At 51.3% G+C, this 25,667-nt stretch carries 27 protein-coding genes; 4 read left to right on the top strand and 23 right to left on the bottom strand.

Going from position 1 to position 25,667, the window contains the following annotated elements; all coding sequences use genetic code 11:
• Positions 1–61: 61 nt before the first annotated feature.
• The 3 genes from hpnC to hpnE are packed head-to-tail and all read left to right on the top strand — an operon-like array spanning position 62 to position 3,086.
• A complete protein-coding gene (gene hpnC / locus ACJ67_RS06070) occupies positions 62–931 on the top strand; it encodes a squalene synthase HpnC (RefSeq protein ID WP_049638303.1) in 870 nt (289 codons plus the stop codon).
• Complete coding sequence (gene hpnD, locus ACJ67_RS06065) at positions 928–1,767, top strand: presqualene diphosphate synthase HpnD (protein WP_049638302.1); 840 nt, start codon at positions 928–930, stop codon at positions 1,765–1,767. The genes hpnC and hpnD overlap by 4 nt, the downstream gene beginning before the upstream one ends.
• A complete protein-coding gene (hpnE, locus tag ACJ67_RS06060) occupies positions 1,767–3,086 on the top strand; it encodes a hydroxysqualene dehydroxylase HpnE (RefSeq protein WP_231587266.1) in 1,320 nt (439 codons plus the stop codon). The genes hpnD and hpnE overlap by 1 nt, the downstream gene beginning before the upstream one ends.
• Here the strand turns inward: hpnE and ACJ67_RS06055 are convergent.
• The 9 genes from ACJ67_RS06055 to ACJ67_RS06015 form a co-directional block, all read right to left on the bottom strand.
• Positions 3,083–3,364: a hypothetical protein gene (locus tag ACJ67_RS06055; RefSeq protein WP_049638300.1), complete on the bottom strand. Its 282-nt coding sequence runs from the start codon at positions 3,362–3,364 to the stop codon at positions 3,083–3,085. The two genes, hpnE and ACJ67_RS06055, sit on opposite strands and share 4 nt — an antisense overlap.
• Before the next feature lie 462 nt (positions 3,365–3,826).
• The gene (gene radA, locus ACJ67_RS06050; protein ID WP_049638299.1) at positions 3,827–5,182 is read right to left on the bottom strand and encodes a DNA repair protein RadA; all 1,356 of its coding nucleotides are present in this window, start codon (positions 5,180–5,182) and stop codon (positions 3,827–3,829) included.
• Positions 5,175–6,239, bottom strand: a complete 1,065-nt coding sequence (alr, locus tag ACJ67_RS06045; RefSeq protein WP_049638298.1) for an alanine racemase — start codon at positions 6,237–6,239, stop codon at positions 5,175–5,177. Before alr ends, radA begins: the two co-directional genes overlap by 8 nt.
• Before the next feature lie 16 nt (positions 6,240–6,255).
• Entirely contained in the window at positions 6,256–7,638 is a 1,383-nt protein-coding gene (dnaB, locus tag ACJ67_RS06040; RefSeq protein WP_049638297.1) for a replicative DNA helicase, read from the bottom strand.
• A 238-nt stretch (positions 7,639–7,876) separates the two neighbouring features.
• A complete protein-coding gene (gene rplI / locus ACJ67_RS06035) occupies positions 7,877–8,326 on the bottom strand; it encodes a 50S ribosomal protein L9 (RefSeq protein WP_049638296.1) in 450 nt (149 codons plus the stop codon).
• A 21-nt stretch (positions 8,327–8,347) separates the two neighbouring features.
• Positions 8,348–8,581, bottom strand: coding sequence for a 30S ribosomal protein S18 (gene rpsR, locus ACJ67_RS06030; RefSeq protein ID WP_024929836.1), 234 nt, complete (start codon positions 8,579–8,581; stop codon positions 8,348–8,350).
• Positions 8,582–8,600: 19 nt separating this feature from the next.
• On the bottom strand, positions 8,601–8,891 hold the full coding sequence (gene priB, locus ACJ67_RS06025; RefSeq protein WP_049638295.1) for a primosomal replication protein N: 291 nt from the start codon (positions 8,889–8,891) through the stop codon (positions 8,601–8,603).
• A 5-nt stretch (positions 8,892–8,896) separates the two neighbouring features.
• Complete coding sequence (gene rpsF, locus ACJ67_RS06020) at positions 8,897–9,271, bottom strand: 30S ribosomal protein S6 (RefSeq protein WP_018985612.1); 375 nt, start codon at positions 9,269–9,271, stop codon at positions 8,897–8,899.
• Positions 9,272–9,406: 135 nt separating this feature from the next.
• A complete protein-coding gene (locus ACJ67_RS06015) occupies positions 9,407–9,742 on the bottom strand; it encodes a hypothetical protein (RefSeq protein WP_049638294.1) in 336 nt (111 codons plus the stop codon).
• A 231-nt stretch (positions 9,743–9,973) separates the two neighbouring features.
• Between ACJ67_RS06015 and epsA the strand changes: the two genes are divergently transcribed.
• Positions 9,974–10,753, top strand: coding sequence for an XrtB/PEP-CTERM-associated transcriptional regulator EpsA (gene epsA / locus ACJ67_RS06010; protein ID WP_049638293.1), 780 nt, complete (start codon positions 9,974–9,976; stop codon positions 10,751–10,753).
• 8 nt (positions 10,754–10,761) lie between these two features.
• Here epsA and ACJ67_RS06005 read toward each other — a convergent pair whose 3' ends face one another.
• The 14 genes from ACJ67_RS06005 to ACJ67_RS05940 form a co-directional block, all read right to left on the bottom strand.
• Positions 10,762–11,187, bottom strand: coding sequence for an RNA-binding S4 domain-containing protein (locus ACJ67_RS06005; RefSeq protein ID WP_049638292.1), 426 nt, complete (start codon positions 11,185–11,187; stop codon positions 10,762–10,764).
• A 4-nt stretch (positions 11,188–11,191) separates the two neighbouring features.
• Positions 11,192–13,357: a Lon protease family protein gene (locus ACJ67_RS06000; RefSeq protein WP_049638291.1), complete on the bottom strand. Its 2,166-nt coding sequence runs from the start codon at positions 13,355–13,357 to the stop codon at positions 11,192–11,194.
• Positions 13,354–13,830 (bottom strand): molybdenum cofactor biosynthesis protein MoaE, encoded by a 477-nt coding sequence (locus tag ACJ67_RS05995; protein WP_049638290.1) that lies wholly within the window; start codon positions 13,828–13,830, stop codon positions 13,354–13,356. Before ACJ67_RS05995 ends, ACJ67_RS06000 begins: the two co-directional genes overlap by 4 nt.
• Before the next feature lies 1 nt (position 13,831).
• Positions 13,832–14,089, bottom strand: coding sequence for a molybdopterin converting factor subunit 1 (gene moaD / locus ACJ67_RS05990; protein WP_049638289.1), 258 nt, complete (start codon positions 14,087–14,089; stop codon positions 13,832–13,834).
• Positions 14,086–15,441: a DNA recombination protein RmuC gene (locus ACJ67_RS05985; protein WP_049638288.1), complete on the bottom strand. Its 1,356-nt coding sequence runs from the start codon at positions 15,439–15,441 to the stop codon at positions 14,086–14,088. The genes moaD and ACJ67_RS05985 overlap by 4 nt, the downstream gene beginning before the upstream one ends.
• A 96-nt stretch (positions 15,442–15,537) precedes the next feature.
• Positions 15,538–16,308 carry a hypothetical protein gene (locus ACJ67_RS05980; RefSeq protein ID WP_049638287.1) on the bottom strand — a complete coding sequence of 257 codons (771 nt, stop codon included), beginning with the start codon at positions 16,306–16,308 and terminating at the stop codon, positions 15,538–15,540.
• A gap of 68 nt (positions 16,309–16,376) precedes the next feature.
• Positions 16,377–17,915: an alkaline phosphatase gene (locus tag ACJ67_RS05975; protein ID WP_049638286.1), complete on the bottom strand. Its 1,539-nt coding sequence runs from the start codon at positions 17,913–17,915 to the stop codon at positions 16,377–16,379.
• A 105-nt stretch (positions 17,916–18,020) separates the two neighbouring features.
• A complete protein-coding gene (locus tag ACJ67_RS05970) occupies positions 18,021–18,707 on the bottom strand; it encodes a hypothetical protein (protein WP_231587265.1) in 687 nt (228 codons plus the stop codon).
• A gap of 446 nt (positions 18,708–19,153) precedes the next feature.
• Positions 19,154–20,158, bottom strand: a complete 1,005-nt coding sequence (locus ACJ67_RS05965) for an AI-2E family transporter (protein ID WP_049639798.1) — start codon at positions 20,156–20,158, stop codon at positions 19,154–19,156.
• Positions 20,159–20,193: 35 nt separating this feature from the next.
• On the bottom strand, positions 20,194–20,751 hold the full coding sequence (locus ACJ67_RS05960; RefSeq protein ID WP_049638285.1) for a YigZ family protein: 558 nt from the start codon (positions 20,749–20,751) through the stop codon (positions 20,194–20,196).
• A gap of 10 nt (positions 20,752–20,761) precedes the next feature.
• The gene (locus ACJ67_RS05955; RefSeq protein WP_049638284.1) at positions 20,762–22,411 is read right to left on the bottom strand and encodes a formate--tetrahydrofolate ligase; all 1,650 of its coding nucleotides are present in this window, start codon (positions 22,409–22,411) and stop codon (positions 20,762–20,764) included.
• Positions 22,412–22,448: 37 nt separating this feature from the next.
• Positions 22,449–23,942 (bottom strand): helicase HerA-like domain-containing protein, encoded by a 1,494-nt coding sequence (locus ACJ67_RS05950; protein ID WP_049638283.1) that lies wholly within the window; start codon positions 23,940–23,942, stop codon positions 22,449–22,451.
• A 172-nt stretch (positions 23,943–24,114) separates the two neighbouring features.
• The gene (locus tag ACJ67_RS05945) at positions 24,115–24,657 is read right to left on the bottom strand and encodes a DUF302 domain-containing protein (RefSeq protein WP_049638282.1); all 543 of its coding nucleotides are present in this window, start codon (positions 24,655–24,657) and stop codon (positions 24,115–24,117) included.
• A 69-nt stretch (positions 24,658–24,726) separates the two neighbouring features.
• Positions 24,727–25,653, bottom strand: coding sequence for a CysB family HTH-type transcriptional regulator (locus ACJ67_RS05940; protein WP_049638281.1), 927 nt, complete (start codon positions 25,651–25,653; stop codon positions 24,727–24,729).
• Positions 25,654–25,667 lie beyond the last annotated feature (14 nt).

The raw sequence follows: 25,667 nt of genomic DNA, 5'->3' as shown, positions 1-25,667 counted from the left end.
CTTCACTACTTGTTAATATGCAAGGCGTAAGCGTATCACGGATTTATGGCATACTTAAGCCATGCAAGCCTTTTCCAAGCCAGCCCAATCGCAAGCCAGTCTCACGTTGGCAAAAACGCATTACGAAAATTTCCCGGTTGCTTCCTTGCTGTTGCCGGCCCGTTTGCGACATGCTGTCACGGTGATTTACCAGTTTGCGCGCGAAGCAGATGACATTGCCGATGAAGGGGATGCCAGCGAAACTCAACGCTTGCAGGCTTTGCAAGCTTATGAAGACGAGTTATTGCTGATTCAAGCCTATATTCGTCCCTCGCAGGCCCTGTTTATCGAGCTGCAACAAGTCATTAAAACCCATCAGCTCGACGTACAATTATTGTTAGATCTCATCCATGCTTTTAAGCAAGATGTGGTGAAAACCCGTTATGCCAACTTTGATGAGGTGCTAGATTATTGCCGTTACTCGGCAAATCCTGTTGGCCGTCTCATGCTGCAACTCTATGGCAGTGACACCGCGCAACACCGGGTGTGGTCTGACCAGATTTGCACTGCCCTGCAACTGATTAATTTTTACCAGGACATTGCCATCGACCTGAAAAAACACGGGGACATTGGACGCGTTTACCTGAGTCAGGATGAAATGCAAGCCGCTGGCATTACTGAACAGGATTTACGCAAGCAACGGTTAGACCCTGCCTGGGAAGCTTTTTTCATGCACAATGTGCACCGGGCATGCCAACTGCTGCAATCGGGCAAACCTTTAGGCCGCGCCCTGCCCGGGCGCATAGGTTTTGAATTGCGCATGATGATTGCAGGGGGTGAACGTATCCTGCATAAACTGAAACATAGTCGTGGTGATATCTACCATCATCGCCCGACCCTGAAAGCCTATGACTGGCCGATTATTTTGCTGAAAGCCCTGTTTAAACAATGACACCGCAACAATATTGCCAACAGAAAACCCGTGAGAGTGGCTCCAGTTTCACGCTAAGTTTTATGTTTTTGCCCAAAGATAAACGCGATGCCATGACGGCACTGTATGCGTTTTGCCGTGAAGTGGATGACGTGGTTGATGAATGTACCGACTACCAGATTGCCCAAACCAAACTGGCCTGGTGGAAGCATGAAATCCACAGGTTATTTCATGAAACACCGCAACACCCTGTCACGCAAGCTTTAAAGCCTGTGGTAAATAGTTTCGGTCTGCAAGAAACGCATTTCAACGAAATCATCGATGGCATGCAAATGGATACGCAATACAACCGTTATGCCGATTTTGAACAATTGGCGTTGTATTGTTACCGTGTCGCCAGTGTCGTTGGCTTGCTGTCTGCACAAATATTCGGTTATACCGACCGGGCCACCATGGAATATGCACACGATCTGGGCATGGCGTTCCAGTTGACCAATATCATCCGCGATGTGGGGGAAGATGCCAGGCGCGGGCGCATTTATATTCCGCTGGATGAACTCGAACAGGCAGGCGTGACTGAACAACAGCTGTTAAACAGTCAAGCCTCGCCGCAAATGCAGGCATTGCTGCTCAAGCAGATTGAACGGGCCGAAATGTTTTATGACAAGGCATTGAGCCAGCTGCCCGCAAAAGACGTCCGGTCACAATTGCCAGGCCTGCTGATGGCTGCGATTTACCGCGCCCTGCTACAAGAAATCAAGCCAGACCCCAATCTGGTACTGACGCATAAAATCATGCTGCCCCCCTTCAGGAAACTGAAGCTGGCCGTGAGTGCTTGGTTTAAATATCGCAAATAATGACATCTTCAAACGTCAGACGTCATGTCGCCGTTGTCGGTGCAGGATTAGCTGGCCTCGCCGCAGCCCATGCACTGTTAAAACATGGCCATCAGGTCACGCTATTTGAGGCTGCCCCTCAGGCTGGTGGCCGGGCGCGGAGTGTCACCCATACCACCACCATGCTTGATAATGGCCAACACTTGTGCTTGGGTGCTTACAGCGCCACGCTCGGCTTGGTTAAAGAAGCCGGACTGGATGCAACACAGGTATTCAAACGCTTGCCACTGGCGCTACACATGCACAATGGTGCACAACGCATGTCTTTGGTCACCCCAACATGGTTACCTGCGCCCTTGCATTTACTATGGGGTTTACTGACAGCAACAGGCCTGGATTGGCCCAGTAAATGGCGTGCCATCCGCTGGATGCAACAGCTCCAACATCAAGCGTTCACCCTGGCACAAGACATCACAGTCGCAGACCTGCTGGCACAGGGCGCACAAACCTCACTGACCATCCGAACCTTGTGGGAACCTCTCTGCCTGGCGGCTCTTAACACGCCTATTCAATCGGCCAGTGCGCAAGTATTCCTAAATGTGTTACGGGACAGCTTTCAACACAAACGTCAGGATAGTGACTTTCTGGTGGTTAAAACAGACTTATCAAGTGCCTTGATAGAGCCACTGCTGCAACACGTTCAGGCCTTGGGTGGCAAGATTCGCTTACGTAGCCCCGTCACTGCCATTCAACAGTCAGCAACAGGCTATGAAGTGTCCACAGCCACGGATACAGACATTTATGATGAAGTGATTATTGCGGTTGGCCCGCATCAGCTCAAAACCATCAGGAGTGAACTGTCCCTGTCTGCTTTTGAATATCAACCGATTACGACGATCTATCTGCAATACGGCGCAGATGTCAGCTTACCCCATCCGATCATGGGCTTGTGTCATGGGGCTGCACAATGGGTATTTGACCGCGGCCAATGTTGCGGCCAGCCAGGGTTACTTGCTGTAGTGATCAGTGCGCATGCCCCACTGGCTGCCGATAAGTCCGTATTAGTAAAGCAGTGCATCACTGAAATCAACCAGGCTTTATCCAGCTATGGCACACAATTGGAAGACGCCCCACTTTGGTCGCAGGTGATTACTGAAAAACGCGCTACCTTCAGCTGCCTGCCAGCCATGGTGAGACCGACCACCATCACCTCACAACCCCAACTACTGCTCGCCGGGGACTATGTCGCGGGACCTTATCCAGCGACTATAGAAGGCGCAATCCGCAGCGGTTACGCCGCAGCACAAGCGATTGTGGGCAGTCCTAAAAGCAATTCTTAGCCTGAATTTTTACAAATCACCGCCAGGTGATTGTTCGCTGGTCTATAAATACCATCTCCGCTATCAGGAAAGTGTTCAGTAAAAGACAAGTGCTTGTCCACCTCGTAACCGTGTGAACACGAGGCACCCGCTTTGGACTGACACTGCTCCCAGGTAGTATTGAATTCGCTGCATGTGAGCGTATAGCCCATCCTGCCATTTTGCGTTGTATATTGATTTGGAGTGACGCTGGCACACGCAGCCATCATGAGTGGTACAAGAAAAATGATTTTTTTCATTATTGTTCCCCCAGTGCATTTTTGCCGAATGTCATCTTAATGTCATACAAGTATGATATCTGACTCAATTTTGGCAACCGGGATTGGGGAATAGTTGCATGAAATTTTTGTGACCAATTGCCTCGGCAGCCGCCTGTATCGAGTAATTTCACTGTATCCAAGCAGCTACAAATCGCTACAAAACACCACCTCTTTGTAACTGACAGCCTTCCCCGCATTTCCTATACTTGTATCCATCATTGATGACCAAAAGCCTGCCAGAAGTCATGAACCGCGTGGAGCGCAACTTACCGACCCAGGCAATTGGTGCGTCTTAAGAAAGATTGAGCCAGGCAAGTGGAAACAACAGGATTTTTTAGACAGCAGCCTTATGGTTGCAAGCTTCCCTGTGGCTGCCCCTCCTCTTCTGGGTAGCCTCACTCTCAGGCAACGATTGCATTCCCAGCAGTCGTTGCCATTTTTTTATGCGCGCAGTACGTGTATTGCTTGCTCAAGCCGGTCAACCGCATCAATATGTAAACCGGTTATACCGCCTTTAGGGGCATTGGCTTTGGGGATGATGGCATGGGTAAAGCCCAGCTTGGCCGCTTCCTTAAGACGTTCCTGGCCGCGCTGAATGGGGCGCACTTCCCCAGCCAACCCAACTTCGCCAAACACAATCAGTTTGCCAGGCAAAGGTTTGTTTTTGAGTGATGACACAATCGCCAGCAATACCGCTAAATCCACGGCAGGTTCACTGATTTTCACGCCGCCGACGGCATTGATAAAGACATCCTGGTCATAACAGGCGACCCCGGCATGCCGGTGTAATACTGCCAGCAGCATGGCTAGGCGGTTTTGCTCAAGGCCCACACACAAGCGCTTTGGATTTGGCGCATGTGCCGTATCCACCAGCGCCTGGATTTCCACCAATAATGGCCGCGTGCCCTCTTGGGTGACCGTGATACATGAACCAGGAACAGGCGACTCATGATGCGATAAAAAGAGCGCAGAAGGATTGCTGACTTCGCGCAGGCCTTTTTCAGTCATGGCAAATACGCCCAGTTCATTCACCGCACCAAAACGGTTTTTAAACGCGCGGATCAGCCTAAAACTCGAATTCTGGTCGCCCTCAAAGTAGAGGACGCTATCCACAATATGCTCCAGCACCCGCGGGCCAGCCAGCGAACCCTCTTTGGTGACATGGCCGACCAGGATCATGCTGATCCCCAGCTGTTTGGCAATCCGTGTCAATTGCGCGCTGCATTCACGCACCTGCGCCACAGAACCGGGCGCTGACTGTAAGGCTTCGGAGTACATGGTCTGGATAGAGTCAATCACCACGACGCCAGGCTGATGTTGTTGCAGCACATGGCTGATTTTTTCCAGGTTGATTTCGGCCAGCACATCCACTTTGCTGGCATCCAGGCCCAGCCGTTGCGCACGCATGGCAATCTGCTGCGCAGACTCCTCTCCACTGATATAAAACGCTTTGAGAGATTGCGAGACCTTACAGACGGTTTGCAATAACAAGGTAGATTTACCAATGCCGGGATCGCCGCCTATCAGCACCACGCCACCAGCCACCAGCCCCCCACCCAGCACGCGGTCAAATTCAGAAATTCCAGTCGCCTGGCGGGAGACATCTTGCGCTTCTACTTCGGCCAGTTTTTGCAATTGCGCGGTCGGTGCCAGGCTGGCAAACCGGCTTTGCGTGGCAGTTTCAGGCACCGTCTCGACCAGCGTATTCCAGGCATGGCAACTCGGGCACTGCCCCTGCCATTTAGGCTCAACGGCGCCACATTCGGTACAGGTATATTGTGTTTTTGCTTTAGCCATGAATTTTGAAGGGTACCCTGGCCGTGACGGCACATAACAGTTCGTAGCCTATGGTGCCGCTAACATGCGCGACCTCATCGACTGGCACTTGATCACCCCACAACTCCACGGTGCTGCCGATAGTCGCCTCTGGAATATCAGTAATATCGGCTGCCAGCATATCCATGGAAACACGCCCTAGCGTCCGAGTTAAGCGACCCGCGACAGCAATTGGCGTCCCCGTTGGGGCATGGCGCGGATAACCATCCGCATATCCACAAGCCACGATGCCCACACGCGTGGGTTTGTCCGCGGTAAACAAACTGCCATAGCCTACACTCTCGCCCGCGGCAATTTCCTGTACGGCAATCAACCCTGACTGCAAGGTCATCACCGGTTTCAGCCCCAGGCTGCTTGCGGGTTTCTCAGCGACAGGGGTAGCGCCATACAGCATAATGCCAGGACGCACCCAGTCTGCATGGGTATGCGGTTGCTGCACAATCGCCGCAGAATTGGCCAGCGAGCGGGCATAGGATGCGGGCATCATTTGTGCCACCACTTGCATGGCAGCATCTGTGCCATCGGCCACATCCGCGTTGGCGAAATGCGTCATCAGAATCACTTCACGCACATTGGCAGAAAGACGCAATTGTTGTAATGCATGGCTGTACTCATTCGGCTGGAAGCCCAAGCGATGCATGCCGCTATCCAGTTTGAGAAATACCCTCAGCGGAATATTGGGGCGGCTTTCAAGCAACCAGGCCAGCTGGGCCTGATGTGAGACCACCGTATCCAGGCGGTAGTGATCAACCAGCATCATCTCCTCCGCCGAGAAAATACCTTCAAGTAACAGGATAGGATGCTGGTAGCCTGCGTCACGCAATGCAATTGCTTCACTGATATTCAGTACCGCAAAAGCATCCGTCTCCCTCAAACCGCGCGCGGCGTTGAGCAGGCCGTGACCATAGGCATTGGCCTTGACGACGGCAATGACTTTGGATTGCGGCGCATAGCGCCTGACTTGCGCCAGGTTATGCGCCAGCGCTGCTTCTGAAATATGGGCGACAATAGGACGCATGCAAAGTACCAGGGAATTAATACTCGTCTGGCATGTAGGCGGCATTGGCGTAGTCGGCAAAGCGGGTATGCGCGCCCATAAAGGTCAAGCGTACACGGCCAATCGGACCGTTACGTTGCTTAGCGATAATGATCTCGGCGGTGCCTTTTTCGGCACTGTCCGGGTTGTAGTATTCGTCCCGGTAGACGAACATGATCAAGTCGGCATCCTGCTCAATCGCGCCCGATTCACGCAAGTCACTCATCACCGGACGTTTATCCGGCCGCTGGTCCACACTACGGTTGAGCTGCGAAATCGCAATCAGCGGCACGTTTAACTCTTTGGCCAAAGCTTTCAGAGACCGTGAGATTTCAGAAATTTCCGTCGCACGATTCTCACCGGCACGCCCCGCAGGCGAGGTCATCAACTGCAAATAGTCGATCACAATCAGGCCAAGCTCGCCGGTCTGGCGGTGTAAGCGGCGCGCACGCGCACGCACGTCAAAGCTGCTCAGGCCTGCGCCTTCATCAATGTAAATCGGCGCTTCATTCAGTTTTCCCAGCGCCGTGGTCAGTTTTTCCCAGTCCTCGTCTTCAAGATTACCGTTACGCATTTTGTGCTGATCGAGGCGGCCAATCGAGCCGATCATACGAGTGGTCAGCTGTGTCGCGCCCATCTCCATCGAGAAAATCGCCACGGCTTTATTGGTTTCGAGCGCGACGTTTTCGGCGATGTTAATAGCAAATGCCGTTTTACCCATGGAAGGACGACCGGCAATAATCACCATGTCGCCGCCTTGCAGGCCCGAGGTCATGGAGTCGAGGTCAGTAAACCCGGTCGGGATCCCGGTCACATCGGAATGGTTTTCACGCGAATACAGGTAATCAATGCGGTCAGCCACTTGTGGCAGCAAGACCTGCATCCCCAGAAAACCCTGGCTCTTGCGGTTACCACCTTCTGCGATCTGGAAAATCTTGGCTTCAGCCTCATCCAGCAATTGCTGGGCATCACGGCCATTAGGCTGGTAAGCACTTTCGGCAATGTCGGTGCCCACTGCGACCAGTTGGCGCATGACAAAGCGCTCATGCACAATTTCCGCATAGCGGCGGATATTGGCTGCCGTCGGTGTGTTTTGTGCCAGCGCTCCCAGATAAGCCACGCCACCCACAGTGGTCAGCTCATTACTGTTTTCAAGGGATTCAGCCACCGTCACGATATCGGCAGGCTGGTTGCGTTCAATCAGCCTGGCAATGTGCTCGTAAATCAGCTTGTGGTCATGCTGGTAGAAGTCCTGCGGTGCCAGGATATCGGCAATCTTGTCCAGCGCCTCATTGTCGAGCAATAACCCACCCAGTACGGATTGCTCAGCTTCGATAGAGTGTGGAGGGAGTTTTAAGAATTCGAGTTGTTCATCAGCCATCTGGCGATTATACCGAAAAGCAGTCTGGCTTTTTGAGCTTTCAGAAGAGATCAAAGATTAAAATACTTTAGCCACAGAGATCACAGAGGACACAGAGAAAAACCCATACTCTATATTGGTAAGTTATCAAGTCACTTGATCCAGCGAGCCAAAAACTCTGTGGACTCTGTGAGCTCTGTGGCTAAAAACAAAAAGGCTACCGAAGTAGCCTTTTCTGGTGGTGCAAACAGAGGCTTGATTAAGCTTCTGGTGTCACTGTGACAGTGATGTCTACGACTACGTCGTGGTGCAGAGCCACGCTCACAGCGAAGTCACCAATGGTCTTCAGTGGGCCGTTTGGCAGACGCACTTCTGCTTTTTTCACTTCGTGGCCTTGTGCTTTCAAGCCTTCAGCGATGTCCATGTTAGTCACGGAACCGAACAGACGACCATCAACACCGGCTTTTTGAGCCACGGTCAGTACGAAACCAGCCAGTTTTTCGCCACGCGCTTGGGCAGCGGCCAACAGGTCAGCTTGTTGTTTTTCCAACTCGGCACGTTGTGCTGCAAACACTGCTTTGTTTGCTTCAGTCGCGCGCTTGGCTTTACCTTGTGGAATCAGGAAATTACGGCCGTAACCGTCTTTCACTTTTACCACGTCACCCAGGGAACCCAGGTTTGCTACTTTTTCCAATAAGATTACTTGCATGTTGTTCTCCTAAGCCGCCGATTAACCTGGGTGTTTGTCTGTGTAAGGCATCAGGGCCAGGAAACGTGCGCGTTTAACCGCAGTTGTCAGTTGGCGCTGGTATTTAGCCTTAGTACCAGTCATACGGGCTGGGATGATTTTGAAGTTTTCTGAAACGAAATCTTTCAACAGATCTACGTCTTTGTAGTCAACTTCTTTGATGCCTTCTGCGCTAAAACGGCAGTAACGGCGACGTTTGTACATATCTCTTGCCATTTGAAACTCCTTAAATTCTTTAATACTGTATTCGCTGTAACTCTTGTATGTGCAGTACCACTTGTGTGCTCTTTGCACTGCGCTGCGCCAAAAAACCTTTGACTTTGATCTGATCGCCGCTTTGCAATGGTAAATTGGCTTTTTCACCAATAATCACTGCGGGTAACTGACACTGCACTTTCCGACTCATCCCGGCTTCTTGCTGTTCTGAATCGTGTTGCAATTGCAATCGCAACAAGGGTAAGCCTGCCGGTGTGTAACGCAACGCTTCAACAGAGTGAATGGTTGCCGCGATCACCAGCGTATTCACAACCCTTAAGCAGCTGCCTCAGTGGTCGCAGCAGGTGCATCACCCACGATGGTTTTGGATTTTTCCTCTTTCATCATTGGGCTTGGTGCTGTGACGGCTGTTTTAGTCGAGATGGTCAGGTGACGTAATACAGCATCGTTAAATTTGAAGCCATGCTCCAGCTCTTCCAATACTTCTTGGCTGCACTCAATGTTCATCAACACGTAGTGCGCTTTGTGTACTTTTTGAATTGGGTAGGCAAGTTGACGACGGCCCCAGTCTTCCAGACGGTGGATGTTGCCGCCATTACCTGTGATTTGTGCGCGGTAACGCTCAATCATTGCAGGCACTTGTTCACTCTGGTCAGGGTGAACAATAAACACGATTTCATAGTGTCGCATGAGATTTCCTTGTGGATTAAGCCACCTTCAGAACTAGCTACCCAAGTGCATAAACACTCAAACAGCCACGAACAAAGTGTGGCAAGGTTGAAAAGCCAGCGATTATAAACTGATTTTCATGTTGTAATCAAGCACTTATTCCTGCTTGGGCGGATTCTCCAGGCTTTTATCTTCCTTGGGCAGGTAATAAGGGTCAGACACATAGCCCGGCCCTTTCATGATAATAATCACTATGAGGCCTATCATCATGGCACCTATAAAAAACCAGAAGGTAAACAGCAGGCCCAGAAACATGGAGGTGCGCTCAATATCATGCGTCAGCAAATCACCGTCTTGCCACCAGGCATGCACAATGGGCGCTGCGAACAGTACTGTCCCCACTAGCCACCATTTAGGCAGCTTTTTCAGCAACTGCCACTCTTTATGGCTAGGGTAGCGGACGCCGCCTGGAAGTTTATTCAATATACCCATGATTACCTAATAGTAAAAATGCTCAAACCCAGTGAAGCAAACATTATTTTATCCAATGCACGATTTATTTTGGAAAGGAAAAATGCCTGATTGTTCAATGTTTGAGTTACATCAATTTCTTTTCTTAACACATTTCAATTAAAGAAGTACCAATTTACGTCGTAAAAACCCTTAGACCATGAACAGACAAGGGCAAGCTGCGCCCTGCGTAGCATCAATTGAGGTGACTCCATGTTGGCACAAAAAAAACAAACCCATTGGGAAGGTATCCTGCAGGCCATCCAGAATTCATATGCGATCAAACGCCATATCGAATTTTTTAACTGGCTAAAACAAGACATTCATCCGCTGATGCGGCACGATGTGTTATTGGCAGCATGGGGAGACTTTAGCAACGGCGACCTGCATTTTGATGTTTCTTCCTCCTTGCCGGAACTGACCACGCAACGACTGCTCGAAGACTCTGCCATCGTCAATTACCTGATGTGTAATCTCTATAAACGCTGGGTAGAAAATGACGACAAATGGTATGTAGTGAACCGCTTTGACGCTAGTGGCATTCATGCCCAATCTCCTAACCCGTTTACGCAGCAACTGATCAAAATGCATTCACTGCTGGTGTATGGTGTGCGTGATACACGTGGCAAGGCCGATTGCATTTATGTCTTTTTTGATCGCACCAAGGAATTTTACGTGCCAGACCAAATGCTGGGCATGATCATGCCACATGTGGATGCCGCCATCCGCCGCGTGGGTCATCTGACCCCAATCGTCAAGGATGAAGACTTGCTCGACAGCATGACACAAGGGGGATTATCCGACCGCGAGCAGGAGATTCTGCATTGGGTACGTAGCGGCAAAACCAATCTTGAAATCGGCATGATTCTGGATATCAGCGCCAATACGGTGAAAAATCACCTCAAACGCATATTCCAGAAACTGGATGTGTCCTGCCGCGCACAAGCCGTGGCTAAAACCGGCATGGTGACTGGCGCACGTCGCCCCAGCTAGCTGATGAACTAACCGCGCCCGGTAAAGCGCTGAATTTCGCGCATCTGGCGCTTGGTCGGACGCCCCATGCCACGGTCACGTTCGGCAAAATGCTCGGCCCCACTCTCTTTGGCTTGCTGGCGAACACGCAAGCTCTCTTCCGTTTCCCGGTAAAGCAACGCTGCTTCGGGCGCACCGCGCCTTACATTACTCAAGGCCAGTACTTCAACCTCAATCTGCATATCCTTGTTTTTAATGCTGACGCGCATGCCTTGCTTCATTTCGCGCGCATTCTTGGCCCGATCACCATCAATGCGCACTTTACCGCCATCTACGGCTTCGGCAGCCAGGCTACGGGTTTTGAAAAAACGCGCCGCCCACAACCATTTATCCAGGCGACAACCGTCATCCTTTTCTGGGGGTGCCTCCTGCTTGCGATGATGGGTACGTGGCATAGACTTAAGCGCTTAAATGATCTTGCTGTTGTTGAATGTGGGCCATGCGTGCCTGGTTACGCTCCAGCGTGAGGCGGTAATTGGCCAATGTCGCCTGGGCCCGCGCCATCAGACTATCGCCCTGGTAGGTGCCATCCGCCTCCTGCACCCCGGCTTCACAGTCAGTCAGGTGGGCAATGCCTTCCAGCACATGGTCGATGGCAATAATCTTGAACATGCCATTATTCACAGCTGTCACCACACTTTCATCCAGAATCAGATGGCGCTGGTTACGTTTAGGGATAATTACACCCTGCTCGCCATTCAATCCAAGTGCCTGGCAAACGCGGAAGTAGCCTTCAATTTTTTCGTTGACGCCACCAATCGGCATCACCTCACCAAATTGATTCAGCGCGCCAGTCACAGCCATGCCCTGCTTGATCGGCAGCCCTGTCAGCGCCGAAAGCAACGCAAATAACTCGGCACAGGACGCAGAATCCCCTTCCACACCGTTGTATTCCTGCTCAAACACCAGTGAAGCATTGAGGCTCAATGGCGCCAACGCCCAAAAACTGGCACTGAGCCAGTTTTGTAGAATATAGATGCCTTTGTCATGGCTGGGGCCACTCATCTCGACCTCGCGGTCAATATTGATCACGCCACTACGGCCGGGGTAACAGCGAGCCGTAATGCGGATAGGTGAGCCAAAGCTGGCATCGCCAAGTTCAATATGGGTCAAGCCATTCACCTGGCCTACCACATGACCATGCACCTGAATCAGTAGCTCATTATCAATGATAGAGTCACGAATCTGCGTTTCAAAGAATTGCTGGCGCAACAAACGCGCTGACAGTGCCTGCTTGACGTGGGAATCCGTCACCAGGCGGGCATCGCCTGCGACGGCCACACTCTCATGCATCAGCTGGTCCAAATGGACAAAACGGGTGCTGATACGGCCCTGGTCCTCTTCTACCCTGTGCATAAATTGCAACATGACATTGACAGCGGCACCGCTAAAGTGTGGCAATACTTGTTGCTGGCACTTGCGCGCAATATAGCCCGCGATCCAGGCATAATTGTCCAGAGACGCGGCAACACGGTCTTCAAACTCGACCTTGATCGGGAAGAAATCAAAAAAGTCTGGCTGCGCTTCCAGGCAATCATAATAGTCTTCACGGCTGGCGATCATGATGATTTTGACATATACAGGAAGTGCACCGTGACGGTTACCGCCAGCCCCATGCTGGGCATGGTTAGCCCAATCTTCAATCTGCACTTCGCGGTTGCGCATCAGGCGATACAATTTTTCCAACAGCGCACTACCATTCCCTTCGTCCTGCATCAGGTCGCGCAGGTGCAGCAACAACATACCGCCATCGGCCTGATGCACACTACCGGCACGTAAGCGCAGGAACTCCGGCCATTGCGCTGCTTCGCCAACCGCTGTTTCAAGCATGCCAAACAAGGCGGCAAATCCAGGGTCTTTTTCTTCTATCACCGGCTGTTTGACGCCTGTCGTGAGGTTGGCTCGTTGATCCACTAGCAAATTTACACGGAAGCGAGATAAAAAGGCCTCGTTAGCCAATCCATCCGTCCCGTTTTCGCTGTCATTACCCAGTTGTTGCCAGGCCTGCAAATAGCCCAGTACTTCGGGTTTGATGACATTAAAAAAAGGCGACAGCTTGGCGCTGCTTAGCTGCGAGCGTAAACCATCCACACGTTCTTCCAACCAGGTTTCCGCCTGTGGAAAATTCACCTGGCCGTTGGCATCCACCCATTGTTGCATCTCGGCTATCAACGCCTTGATAAAGGACTCCATCACTGTGCGTAATTGAGCCCCCAATCCGGCTGGCACCTTGATGTAATTGGCACAGGACTGTTGGCTGAAATCGTACAGGGCCACCAGGTCGGTGAGCGAACTGTCGATACCAGTGACTGCCGCTGCCTTCATGGCTGCCATGGTCAGTCCGGCTCGACCGGAGCCTGGCGTACCCAGCACCAGCACATTGCAACCAGCCTGCTGTAATGACAGCCCCAGCATCAGGGTTTTCTGCGCCTCCGGCTGTAATTTCCAGCCATAGTCAGTGAGGCTCAAATCAGCCGCAGCCAGCAGCTCTTCGGTAGACTCGAACGACATAGGCGACAGCTTATGGGAAACGGTGATTTCATCAGGGCTAAGTACTTGCATCATTTAGGCTGTTTCCATTGTTGTTTTGCTTGTTCATCAGTCGCCCGGGCTTCTACCCAGTGCTGACCAAAGTCCCCTATTTCCTTTTTCCAGAACGGTGCTTCGGTTTTGAGATAATCCATCATAAAAGCGCAAGCTTCAAACGCTGCCTGCCGGTGCAAGCTGGTGGTGGCGACCATGACAATCTGCGACTGCGCTGGCAGGGTGCCAACGCGATGTATGATGCGTACACCCAGGATGGGCCAGCGTTGTGACGCCTGTTGGGCAATCTGCTGCAAGGCTTTTTCAGTCATGCCCGGATAATGCTCAATCACCATCTCGCTTAACTGGCCACTCTCAGAGATTTCACGCACCAGGCCAACAAAATTGACCAACGCTCCGGCTTGCGGTGTGCTTGCCCGTAGCTGCTGTAACTCATGCCCGGCATCAAAATCCTCCGGCTGTACGGACACCTTTAGATAAAGCGCCTCGCCCAATTTAGCCTCCGGTCACAGGTGGAAAAAACGCCACCTCATCGCCTTCTTCAAACATGGCCATGTCATCGACCAGTTCATGGTTGATCGCTGCACGCACCACGCCACCGCCATTAAACAGCTTTTGCCAAGTGTCGCCGCGGCCAGATAACCAGGACTTGAGAGCGACTATCGTTTCCACAGCCTCTGGAAGCACCACTTCTTCAGAGGAGTAGTTCACAACCTCTTTAATACGGGCAAAATATAAAATGGTGATTTTCATGTAGGCGTGTTCTTTCCGACTTCGTCTAATTCATCGAGCAATTCCAGCGTCTCCAGCCCCTCTGCTTGTGCCAGTTCGACTTTTTCAATCTGGGCGAAGCGCCTGGAAATTTTCTGGCTACTGATATGTACGTCCTGTGCATTTTCATGCGCCTGACGGATATTATCAGCCAGTTTTTTCATGCGGGTATCAAAGCGGTCAAAATCTTTACTGAGTTTACCCAGTTCATCTTTAATGATATGTACCTGCTTGCGCATTTCCACATCTTTGAGCACGGCGCGTGCGGTGTTTAACACCGCCATCAGGGTAGTTGGCGAGACCATCCACACCCGTTTCTGCATGGCGTAATCGACCACATCCCGGTGATAGGCATGAATCTCGGCAAATACGGCTTCAGCCGGAATGAACATCACCGCCCCATCTGACGTTTCATTGGCAATGATGTATTTACTGCTGATATCGTCAATATGCTTTTTCACATCAGCTTTAAATAGCTTGGCCGCTTGTGCCTGTATCAGATCGCCCTGGCCACTATCTGTCATACGATGATAGTTTTCCAGCGGGAATTTGCTGTCGACCGCCACCGTGCCTGTGGGCTCAGGCAGGAACAAGGCACAATCTACGCGGGCGCCATTGCTAAAGGTATGCTGCATGGCAAAGCTACTATTGGGCAACACATTGCGGATGAGTCCTTCCAGTTGTACTTCACCAAACGCGCCACGGCTACGCTTGTCGCCTAGCAGCTCTTGCAGACTCACCACATTGACGCTGAGGCCATCAATTTTTTTCTGTGCTTCATCAATCGTGGCCAGTCTAGCCATCACGCTAACAAAGGTTTCGTTGGTTTTTTTGAACCCTGCTTCCAGGCGCTCTGAGACCTTGCCACTCATTTCTTCGAGGCGCGTATCCACGATTTTGGTCAGGGCTTCAATACTTTGGGTCAGGCTTTGAGTCGTGGTTTGCAAGGCGGTTTTAAGCAGGTTTTGTTGCAACATGCCTTGCTCTGACAAGCCATTGCGCAAACTTAAGCTTAATTGTTCGCTGCTCTGTGTCAAATGGTCTCGTTGCGCTACCTGCAAAGCCTGCATGGCTTCGCGCGTGGCGGTGAGTTCCAGAGATAACTGCGCACGCAAGCGGTCCTGCTGGTCCGTATTGAGGTTTTGCAAACGATCAGCCAACTGATTAAGCGATTGATGCATCTCGCTCATCATCATGCGGTGTTTTTCTTCGAGTTGTTGCGCAAGAAGCTGCGCCAGCGCTTGCTGCGAAGCCAACTGCTGCTTGCGTGAATGCCAGAGCAGTATGCCGATAACCAGCAGCAATAACAGTAATTGAATAATTTGTAGTGCCATGACGGCATTATAGCCGATGACAGTACCGGAAAATTAGGTTGCAGGAAATTGAGCCTCTGCAATGAGAGGCTCACGATGGGCATGGCTGTTTAAAGTTTACTTGCCTTGCAAATAGTCAGGCGAAGACTCATGATGATGTGCCTGCAAGCCAGGTGCAGCGTGCGCTTTAGCCAGCCACTGCATTTCAGAAGGGTTGTGTTCCATATCGCCCAGGTCGGCATAGTCCACGTGCTGGTAGTTTGAGAGCGCGGTTAAGGAAGTGCTGGGTGCAATCTCTACCGGTTGATTTGGCTTGGCTGCGGGTTGTAATGATTGCAACTGGATGCTGACGGTATGTTGCGAGTAAATATAGCTCACCTTATAGGGCAATTTTAAGGCCGGGATCCACCATACTTCGCTCTGGATACCATTTCCTAGCGTACCGGTATATTTTTCCACCGAATAACCGTATTGCGTTTCTGTCTCTGCCATTTTTTTCAGACTGGCCAATTCGCTATCAGTCACCAGTTGCGATTTTAGTTGCCAGAACTGCTCATCTGTTTTGATAGACAACAGTTTCAAATCCACATCGGCGTAGTCAATGGCACGTCGTTCATCGTGCATCAAATAGATATAATTCATTTGTCCGGCTGGTTTTTTAAGCCACAAGCTGCTGTGATGCGCTGGTTCGCCATTCTGGTAGAGATTGCGTATTTCCACCTGGTTGCCTTCGCGCATCAGCCACCATTGCAGATGCTTGGCCTCTTCCGGTTTGCATGGTTGCGCGCACTGTACAGTCTCATAACGCGCATTCACCACCTCATCGGCCAGTGCACCAACGCTCACTGACATCATTACCAGGCATCCGGCTACTTTTTTAAACATCATCTGCTTCCATTCCGTCTCAAAGGGATCAGGGCTGCTTGACTATCACTGACTATTTAACCGCGTCTGCCTTAGAAGCCAAAAGCATCTTTCATGACTTGGTAGATATAGCTCTGCTCTTGTACACCGTGTACCAGGTAAGATTTAGGGCCAATCGCGTAAATCGCTACTTCTTCACCGGCGTGGGTTTCAGAACTCAGTGGTACCAGTGCTTCCTGGTGGAAATCAGGATCTTCGGTATCTACACCAGACATATCCACCACACGGCCAGCGGCGATAGACTCATTGTAAACCGCATCGCCTGGGGAGTTAATGTGATAGCCTGGGCCGTTAGCAAAGCTCACAGTGGTGTATGGTTTGCCGTCTGCAGCCAGCGTTGGCGTGGTTTTGCCTGGCTCAACCACTTTACCCAGGATAGGGTTGCCGCGTTTTGGATAACCGCCAATGGTAAGTGTATGACTGTGGTCAGCCGTCACAATAATCAGGGTATCGTTCAGGTTGACTTTAGACACGGCTTCACGCACAGCATCAGACAATGCCACGGTATCCTTGAAAGTGCGGTAAGCGTTACCTGCATGGGAGGCGTGGTCAATACGGCCACCTTCTACCATCAGGAAGAAACCTTTATTGTTTTTCTTAAGAATATCAATCGCCTTACCGGTCATCTCGGCCAGTGATGGCTCGCCAGCGATATCATTCGGACGATCTTGCTCATATTCCATATGAGAGGGGTTAAACAAGCCCAGCACCTTGGTGGCCGTGGCCGGATTGATAGCATCAAAACCCGCCTGATTTTCTACATACACACCACCAAACTTGGTCACATACTCTTGTGCCAGGTTGCGGCCATCGGTACGACGGCCTTTGGTGCCTTCAATATCAGTCATCGTATTAGGCAGGAAATAGCTACGGCCACCACCAAATACGACGTCAACACCGTCACCAATTTTACCGGCACCGAAGTTATCAATCAGTTGCGCGGCAATATCCTTCACACCACCGCTCACGGCTGCGGGTGACAGGTTAGTGTTGGCCTCCCAGTCGCGGTTGGAGATATGAGCGTAAGTCGCGGCTGGCGTAGCGTGAGTCACACGGGCCGTAGAAACCACACCGGTCAATTTTCCGGCCTGCTCAGCTTGCTCCAGCAAAGTAGTCACTTTGTTGGCATTCAATATGCTTTGGCTTGGCTCATTGCGTGCTACAGACTGGTTCAGGGAAATGATACCGTCATTGGTTTTCACACCAGAAATGATTGCTGTCATGGTGGGTGCAGAGTCGGCAGTCTGCTGGTTGGTGGAGTAAGTTTTGGACAGCGCAACATATGGGAACTGTTCAAAAGACAGCTTGTTACGTTCACCGTCCATGCCTTTCAGCTGACCTTCAAAAATGCGTGCGCCAGTCACGGTAGAAATCCCCATGCCGTCACCCACAAACAGAATGACGTTTTTGGCTTTGCGAGCATTGGGTACCAGTTTTTTACTGTCATTAAGGCTGGCTGCACCATCATTCAGCCAGAACTGTGCATCTTCAGCCAATGCCGTATTAGAAAGTAATTGTGCGCTCAGCAGCATGGCGGCCATGGCTGTACGTTTCAAGTTGAATGATTGCATGATGAGTCCTTGATCAGGTTTTAGTATTGTAATTTATGAGTAGAGACGGCGCATGACCAATGTCATCATGCCCAGTCCAGATCACATCAAGGCATTGGTATCGGATTACGGTACGGCAGACACTGTTTGCAGGCTGATGTTATCGACACCCAATTGCAGGGAGTTCTGGTTAGCCACAGTGGCAAAACGCAGCACATAACTGCCACCAGCGGCCAGGCTGGAAGTCAGGTCAAACTGGTAGCTGACATAGTCATTGATGGCCAGTCCACCATTTGCACCGCCCAGATACAGGCTTTGCAGGATATCCGCACTATTGGTTGAAAATGGATCGCTACCCGCCTTCAGTAAGTCCACGCGTACGTGCTGGTTAGGATGGTCAGTGGCGTCCACGCTATAATCCAGCCCTGCCGTATTGATCTCGGTCGTGGAGTCTTGGCTATTGACAAACATCTGGAATGACAAGGTCGCCTGGCTGACAGCCGCTGTGGTAAAAGATTGATACAGCACATTGCCCGCCAGGCCATAGTTGTCCAGCAAGCCATAATAGCTGCCCTGGTATGCACCTGCGGTAGCTTTGCCAGTCACTTCAGACACATTGCCTGATTGTGACAATACGCCGCCGAAAAAGCCTTGCTCGGCAACCTGCCAACCAGCAATATCATAGCTATCTGCGCCCTGCACTTCAAAACCACCGTTTTGAATCAATTCTGCAGCCTGCACCGGGGCGAATACTGCCGTTCCCAGCAACCCTGCGATTAACCAGGGGGTGATTCTGCAAGATTTACGTTTCATTCTGAAAATCCTCTCTGTACGCTTACGATGAAGCCCGCTGTGTTACCTTGAGCACTCTTGAAAACTGTATGTCAGAAAGTTTTCAGTGACATGAAGCTTATATGACGCGCCTGACTACGTCGCGGATATTGACCAGAAGCAGAAAAGAAAAAACCCCGCATAGGCGGGGCTATAAAGAGACTTTAAACTTGAAAAACACGCCACAATCACACAACTGCATCAAAGATGCCGACAATCAGTAAAAGCAAAAATCCGATCAATAAAATCTTCAAATTTAAGCGGGTGATCATCGCTGCGTCCTTGTGATGTTGCTAGAATACTGACCTTGCCAGCTGTTCACAATGGCCCGTTCGGGTCACCAACAACACCTTGCTTGTACACCCTTCAGTTCAGCGCTGTGATTGGCTCAAAAATGCAGTTTTTCATTTTGGTTAAAACAGTCAGTATTAAACCCAGCTACGTTCACGGAACTCACTTTTCACATAAGCATAATACACAGGCGCGGCGACGATGCCCGGCAAACCAAAGGTCGCCTCCATGAGTAGCATCGCCAGCAATAACTCCCAGGCATAGGCACGAATTTGTCCCCCCACAATGCGGGCATTCAAAAAGTATTCGAGTTTATGGATAATAATCAGGAATGCCAGCGAACCCATGGCCACCATAAACGAGTGGCTGGTACTGACAATCACAATCACAGTGTTGGAAATCAGGTTACCGATCACAGGCAACAAGCCAACCAGAAAGGTGATGACTATCATGGTCTTGGTGAATGGTAAATGCACCCCGCACATGGGTAATATGATCGTCAGGTAAACACCGGTCAGGGCCGCATTGACAGCAGAAATCTTCACTTGGGCAAACACGATGTTTTTGAAGGCCTGCGCAAACAAGCTGATGCGTTGCAACAAGCTCTGGGCAAACGGTTTATGATTTACCCTGGTTTGAACATCATGCAAGGCAACCATGGCGCCGATCACCATCGCGATCAGAATATGCGCAAGATGATGTCCGGCTTCCTTGCCCAGCAATTGCCAGTCAGCGGAATGCGCACGCAGCCACTCAATCACGGTTTGCTGCAAGGTAATGGCATCATCAGGCAGACGGTCATTCAGCCACGGCGGCAGAACCTTGCGCGAATCTTCAATGATTTTGGCCAACTGGTCGAACAGTACGGCCAATCCGCCGGCATCACTGCGAATCAAGGTTACGATCCCCATCCCCAGTGCTACCAGTAATCCGATCACCAGCGTCGCAATCAGCACCACGGCCAGCCATTTAGCGTATCTCCCAGGGAGTTTGCGGGCAATCAGCGGAGAGATCACATGGATCAACTCAAACACTAGCAACCCGACCAGGAGCGCTGGCAGCAGTTGCACTTGCAATACCAGCCACATCAGCAGCGCCATCAATACATACGTTGCAATATCAAATCGTTGAGATTGGGTCACCACTGGCTCCGAATAAGGATATTCAAAAAGATTCTTTAAAATCTGGCTTGTAATTGCTTGGCACTATCCACCGGCAATTTCAGCAAAAAATGCACTGCATCATCAAACTGCTTGTCGAGGATTTCACCATTTAAACGCTGAACTTCACGTGTCAGCTCGTCCACACGCTTGTAAGTGGTCGAGATCTTGAGTTGTACCATTTCTACAAACGGCATGCTCCCTGCCTGCTCCATCGCCTGCTTGGCCGTGCCGCCATAAGCACGCACCAGGCCGCCAGTACCCAGATTAATGCCGCCATAATAGCGTACGACAGCGACACAGCAATTGACATAATTCTGGCCGTCCAGCATTTGCATAATCGGCTTACCCGCCGTCCCGGCAGGCTCTCCGGCATCTGAAAAACGGGCAACGATGCCTTCTGCCGTTTTCATACGAAAGGCATAGGCCAAATGCCCTGCCGATTGGTGCTCACTGGCAAACTGGCGTAAAAACAAGGCGAGTTCACGCTCGTTTTCGCAGCGCCTGGCACGTGCGATAAAACGGGATTTATTGATGGTTTGATCGGCCTGGCCGGGTTGACTAAACGTGAGCATGACAAAGACTTCAGGAAAGGCCGCTTATTCTACCATTGGCATCGACATTGATACGGACGCTGGCCGGTTGCTTGGGCAAGCCCGGCATGGTCATGATGTCACCACAAATCGCAACCAAGAACCCGGCTCCGCGTGACAGCCGTAGCTCACGCACATGCAGCACATGGTTTTCGGGCACATTACGCAATTTGGCATCACAAGACAGCGAATACTGGGTTTTGGCGACACAGACCGGCAGTCCTTGGCTGGCTTCAGCCATCTGCACCAACTGCTGTTGAGCAAGCTCGCTAAACGTGACTGCACTGGCACCATAGATATTCTTTGCCAAAATGTTGAGTTTTTCCGCCAAAGGCAACTCATCGACATACAACAGTGTTGGCGCCGCTGACTGTTGCGCCTGCGCAGCCACCGCATGAGCCAGTGAAACCGCCCCTGCACCGCCTTGCGCCCAGTGGCGACACACATGCAGGCTGGCTCCAAGCGCCTCCACAGCGGCCTGCACCAAAGCAACTTCAGCGTCGGTATCCGCCGTAAAATGATTGAGCGCGACAACCACAGGCAAGCCAAAGTGTTGGCGCAGATTAGACACATGCTTTTTAAGGTTAGCCACCCCTATGGCAAGCGCCGCCCGATTTTGGGTATTGAGGTCGGGCACTTCCACGCCTCCGTTGTATTTCAAGGCGCGTACGGTGGCCACGATCACAGCCACATCTGGCCGCAGGCCAGACTGGCGGCATTTGATATCCATAAACTTTTCGGCCCCGAGGTCAGCACCAAAACCAGCCTCGGTCACGACAAAATCTGCCAGGCGCAAGGCGGCCTGGGTAGCAACCAGCGAATTACAACCATGCGCGATATTGGCAAAGGGTCCGCCATGCACCAAAGCAGGCGAGCCTTCGAGGGTTTGTACAAGGTTAGGCTGAAAAGCATCCTTCAGTAAAGCCGTCATCGCGCCTTCCGCTTGTAGATCGCTCGCCAAGATAGGCTGGCCTTGTACCGACACGCCCACCTGGATGCGGCCAAGGCGTCGGGTTAAATCGGCCAGATCAGTCGCCAGGCAGAAAATCGCCATCACCTCACTGGCGACTGTGATATCAAAACCAGTGTCATAGGAAGTGGGCTGGTTAATAGTCACCCGGCGCAAAGCCCTGTCATTCATATCCATGCAACGGCGCCAGCTCACGGTATCAAACTGTAGCGTATTGCCATGGTAAATATGATTATCAATCAAAGCTGCCAGCAGGTTATTGGCCGCACTGATGGCATGAAAATCACCGGTAAAGTGCAGGTTGATATTCTCCATCGGCACCACTTGCGCATAGCCGCCGCCGGTGGCCCCGCCCTTCATACCAAACACAGGGCCCAGGGAAGGCTCGCGCAGGCAAGCCAGCGCATGGTAACCAGCCTGGTTCAACGCATCGGTGAGCCCAATCGTGGTGGTGGTTTTGCCTTCTCCGGCTGGGGTGGGGTTGATGGCAGTGACCAGAATCAGCTTGGCTTTTGCCGGTTGCGTTTGTAGCCGGTTCACCGTCGCCTGCGTCAATTTAGCCATGTGCCTGCCATATAAATGCAGGTCATCCGACGACAAACCTACCTTTGCAGCCACGTCAGTCACCGGCTTTAGGGTTGCAGCCTGGGCGATGTCGATGTCACTTAACATGTTAACAATCCTGGCTCAATGAATTGGCTACCCACCTTTAACGCTTGGTTTTGCTTCCACCAAGAATAGAGCCCAGTACTCCGCGAATAATGGCCCGGCCTAATTGAGAGCCTATCGCACGGGCCGCAGATTTGGCTGCAGACTCCAGCACAGAATCAGACCGGCTGGACTTGCCACCGAGGATACCACCCAGGTCAAAGCCAGAACCTTCCTGCTCTTTTTGCGTTTGCGCCTGCTCAGCAGATGCCGCCTGCTCGGCACGTTGTTTGAGAATCTCATAAGCCGATTCGCGGTCTACCAGCTTGTCATACACGCCTTCCACCAGTGATTGCGCCATCACCTGCCTGCGCTCAGCATCCGTCGCCGGGCCGATACGGCTTTCCGGCGGGCAGATAAGTGCACGCTCAACGGGTGTCGGTGCGCCCTTTTCATCCAGAAAAGAAACAAGCGCTTCGCCCACACCCAATTCGGTAATCGCTGTGGCGACATCCAGTTTGGGATTGGCGCGGAAAGTTTGCGCCGCTACCTGCACCGCTTTCTGGTCGCGTGGCGTAAACGCGCGCAAGGCATGCTGGACACGGTTACCAAGTTGTCCCAACACGACATCCGGGATATCCAGCGGGTTTTGCGAGACAAAATAGACGCCCACGCCCTTTGAACGCACCAGGCGCACTACCTGCTCGATTTTCTGCATCAGAATATCCGGCGCATCATTAAATAACAGATGCGCTTCGTCAAAGAAAAACACCAGTTTGGGTTTTTCCATATCACCGACTTCTGGCAGTTTTTCAAACAACTCGGAGAGAATCCATAACAATAACGTCGCATACACGCGAGGCGAGTTGAGCAATTTGTCTGCCGCCAGGATATTGATAAATCCCAATCCCTTGCCATCGGTTTGCATCATGTCTTCCAGATTCAATGCTGGCTCTGCAAACAGCACATCACCGCCTTCGGTTTCCAGTTGCAGTAAAGCACGCTGGATCGCCCCCACACTGGCAGAAGATATATTGCCGTATTGTGTCTGGTAAGTGGCCGAGTTTTCTGCACAATGCTGCGCCATGGCGCGCAGGTCTTTCATGTCCAGCAACAGCATGCCATTGTCATCGGCAATCTTGAAAATGGCATTCAGCACGCCACCTTGCACCTCATTCAGGTTAAGCATGCGAGCCAGCAATAAGGGTCCCATTTCGCTTAAGGTGGTGCGGACTGGATGGCCTTTTTCACCAAACATATCCCAGAACATCACCGGATAGGCTTTATTGGCGTAGCCGGTGAGGCCTAATTGCTGAACCCTGGCTTCAACTTTAGCATTGCCACCGCCCACCTGGCTCATGCCGGATAAGTCACCTTTGACATCGGCCATAAATACCGGCACACCGATACGTGAAAACTGCTCGGCCAGACTTTGCAAAGTGACGGTTTTACCGGTGCCAGTCGCTCCGGCAATCAGGCCGTGACGATTGGCCATCCGCGGCAGCATCACGCTGTCGGTATCGTTATTTTTCGCGATGAGCATGGATTGGATCATGGGGAGACTCGAACAATTAAAGTTAAGTTTGAGTATAGGCGATGGCTGAAAAAAGGGGAAGGTACAAAATATTCTTACCGCCGGTAAACGCAGATAATGCGCTTTTCAAAGCCCATCAATTCGTTTAAGTCATTTGCTTTTAATCGGCGGCAGAAATAAGGTTTTGTGTGGTCTAAAAATCGCCACGGCGAGCTTTTTCCATAAGCTCTATCAGCGCATCTTCAAGCTGCTGAGCCGAAGCTTGTGCCCGGGCAGTGGGCCGTTTGATATTTTTTAAATCATGCGTCGGCCTATCCAGGCCAAGATAGAGCTGGCGCTTGCCATTAGCATCAGGCTTCTCATAAATCGCCAAACGGCAAGGAGCGAACACCAGAAATTCAGGATGATCCAGGATAATCTCCGTGCCCATGCTCAGGTTACAAAAGGTCCGCACCTCTTTCACGCCTTGCGGGTCCTGGCCACGTTGCTTCATATGGTCACCAATCGGGAAATTGGCAGGGTTCACGAAGTTCATCCCTTCGGAAATAGACTTCAGGCTATCTACTAGATCTTGGTAGCTGACTCCTTGCTGAACCGGGACCTCATAAATGGCGTTATCCAGATCAACATCGGGCATGCCATGACCAATCACGCGGAGATTAGCTGGCGCGGCACAGGCCGCCAAAGACACAAAGAGACAAAGGCAGCACAATATATTTAAGCTATTTGGACGCACGATATCTCCTGGATGTTTCCCATACCCAACCATTACAGCATTTCACAACACGAGCCAATGTGACCTGCATCACAAGTGCTGATGCAAAGCCCGTTGCACGCTGCGCTTGTCGTATTGCGGTGACAACATGGTAATAAAATTCAGCATATAGTCGCGCAGGAAAGCATCACGACGCACACCTAGATAGGTGGTACTGTTGGGGAATAAATGGCTGCAATCAATGCTTTTAAGTGGCGCATCCCTTGTGTCGTCGTAGGCCATGTTCGCAATCAGTCCTATCCCCAGCCCCAAATTGACATACGTTTTAATCACGTCTGCATCAATCGCGGTAAATACCACGTTAGGTTGCAGACCGGCATCATGAAAGACCTTGGAGACCAGCGTGCCGCCGGTAAAGGCAAAATCATAGGTAATCAAGGGATAGTTGACCAAGTCCTTCAGGCTCAGGTTTGTCTTTTCCAGCAAAGGATGATCGGGAGGGACCACCAGGCAACGGTTCCACTCATAGCATGGCAAGCAGGAGAGCCGCTCATCCTTGCTGATGTTTTCCGTCGCGATCCCGATATCGGCTTCGCCCGCGGCCACTTGCTCAGTGACTTGTGAAGGGTTGCCCTGGTGTATGGTCAGTTTCACATTAGGATAGTGCGCCATGAATTGTTTGACCGCCGCAGGCAAACGGTAACGGGCCTGGGTATGGGTGGTCGCAATGGTCAGTTCGCCGCGGTCTTCCTGGCTATACTCATCCCCTACCCGCTTGATATTTTGCATGTCCAGCATAACGCGGGCAGCCAGTTCTACGATTTTACGCCCAGGCTCAGTGATACCGACCAATCGTTTGCCGTTACGCTGGAATATCTGCAAACCCAACTCTTCTTCCAATAACTGAATCTGCTTGCTGACACCTGGCTGAGAGGTATGCAAAGCTTCAGAAGCGGCCGAAATATTTAAGTGCTGGCGTACCACTTCATGTATATAGCGTAATTGGTGAAATTTCATTGGCAACCCTATAT

Origin of the sequence: Methylophilus sp. TWE2, assembly GCF_001183865.1 — a bacterium.
Taxonomy (GTDB): domain Bacteria; phylum Pseudomonadota; class Gammaproteobacteria; order Burkholderiales; family Methylophilaceae; genus Methylophilus.
This window is presented reverse-complemented; position numbering and strand designations above follow the sequence as displayed.